Source organism: uncultured Mucilaginibacter sp., from assembly GCF_903913935.1.
In the GTDB taxonomy this organism is placed as follows: Bacteria; Bacteroidota; Bacteroidia; order Sphingobacteriales; family Sphingobacteriaceae; genus Mucilaginibacter.
Genome location: NZ_CAIWNH010000602.1, coordinates 1 through 1938 on the forward strand (window position 1 = coordinate 1; position 1938 = coordinate 1938).

The 1938-nt window shown below is 42.5% G+C and carries 3 protein-coding genes; 2 read left to right on the forward strand and 1 reads right to left on the reverse strand.

The features are described 5' to 3' along the window. A partial coding sequence (locus tag QZY09_RS24605; RefSeq protein WP_295677370.1) for a hypothetical protein occupies positions 1–346 on the reverse strand: 346 nt, incomplete at its 3' end. A gap of 75 nt (positions 347–421) precedes the next feature. Here QZY09_RS24605 and QZY09_RS24610 point away from each other — a divergent pair. Continuing rightward, a complete protein-coding gene (locus QZY09_RS24610) occupies positions 422–1459 on the forward strand; it encodes a PorP/SprF family type IX secretion system membrane protein (protein ID WP_295677374.1) in 1038 nt (345 codons plus the stop codon). Positions 1460–1542: 83 nt separating this feature from the next. Then, on the forward strand, positions 1543–1938 hold a 396-nt coding region (locus QZY09_RS24615), incomplete at its 3' end, for an SUMF1/EgtB/PvdO family nonheme iron enzyme (RefSeq protein WP_295677376.1).

A 1938-nucleotide genomic window follows, 5' to 3' on the forward strand; every position in this document is an offset into this window, starting at 1 on the left:
CGGTAATGTACTTAGCACTTCCATTATCAAGGTTAGTCGCGGCCGAATAAACAGGGTTTAACACCTGTACAGAAACATTACCGACATTGTTTGCCGGTAATACTTCTGTATATACGGGCAACATATCGTATTGGGCTAAATGGGCCGCTTTGTTAAAGGTGGGCTGTGTTATTTTCTTGCCGCCCATAACCACCATCGTTTTGGGGCTTGGGTTCCAGGTTAGCCTACGGGCATATTCCTGGGCATTTGCAGGCAAACTGCCTGCAATACATATAAGTATGACTAAGTTCAGGATGTTAAACCCTGAAATTCTCTTCTTAAAAACTGGATATACCGATTCGATCATTATTTTTGGACACTTTTTGAAGGCGCGCAATAAAACGCAGGCTTTTCTGTTTTATTTTCTTAACAACGTTGCTTTTTGAAAAACAGGTTTAAATATATCCTTTTCGCCATCATTCTATTAAGTACGTCGGCCGAATTATTTTCTCAGGACGTTGAGATGTCGCAGTACTTTGCGGCACCCCTGCAACTTAACCCGGCCCTGGCAGGTATATCTTATGGTCCGCGTGTAACACTTAACTACCGTAACCAATGGTCGGGCTTAGGCGATGGCTTTAACGGGGGCTACACTACTTATATGGCCGGGTACGATATGCATATTGACGCTATAAAGGCCGGCGTGGGCGCACTTTTTACGGGCGATCAAATTGCCAACGGCCTGTATGGCACCTACAAAGCCAGCCTCATATATTCGCAGCAAATAAAAATAAACCGCCACATGGCCATTAAAATTGGCGTGGAGGGCAGCTATATACACTCTGAAATTAAGTGGAACCAGCTTTTGTTGAGCGATATGATTAACCCGCTTACAGGTTTTTACAATAATGTAAACGTGCCTAACCCCACTAATGAGCCTAATCCCGGCAGAACCTCTACTAATACCGGCGATATGTCATCAGGTATCGTGTTTTTTACCGAAAAGTTTTATGTAGGCTTTGCCGCAAACAACATGTTAATGCACCACAATAGCTTTACGGCCGATAATTCTGTAACCACCCCACTCAATTTTGTAGCGCATTTTGGGGCCCAGTTGCCTATCAAGCATAGTAAAGACCAGTGGTACAATATCTGGGTATCGCCCAACGTTTTATTGGTGAACCAGGGTAAATCATACCAGGCTGAGGCTACCTTTTTAACGGGCATCAGCTTTGTTTATTTCGGGGTAGGGTACCGAAACGTGATTTACAATTCGGATGCAGTTATTGGGTATTTGGGGGTAAAAAAGGGCAAATTCAGGGTGGGTTATAGTTACGATTATACTATTTCGCAACTGGCAAATAAAACAGGGGGAACGCACGAGCTTTCGTTTACTTTTAACTGGACAGGCGAAGACAATTCGTTAAATCCTAAAAAGAACAAAGGATACGTGCCTTGTCCCGATATTTTGAATTTTTGATTTTGGAAATTAAAATTCTATATTAGCGACCTTTAAATAAATGCTTAACCCTTACTAATTATAAACAAACTAAACGAATGACAATGAAGCTTAGCAAATTGTACCTCTACCTTGCGCTGCCGGTGTTGATTGGCGTGTCATCATGTGGAAAAGAGAAATCCAGCGTAACCGGTTGGAACTATAATGACTCAAAGAACGGGGGATTTGAGGTATCAAAAACTCCTGACCAGGTAACTGGTCCGGGCCTGGTATATATTCAGGGTGGTACTTTTATGATGGGTAATACCGAAACAGATGTGATGTATGAATATCACGAAGTTCCACGTCGTGCTACTGTAAGTTCATTCTATATGGATGAAACCGAAGTTGCAAACGTTCACTATCGTGAATACTTGTACTGGATGAATCGCGTTTTCGGCGCCGATTTTCCGGATGTAGTTAAAAAAGCTCTTCCCGATACTTTGGTTTGGAGAGATAAC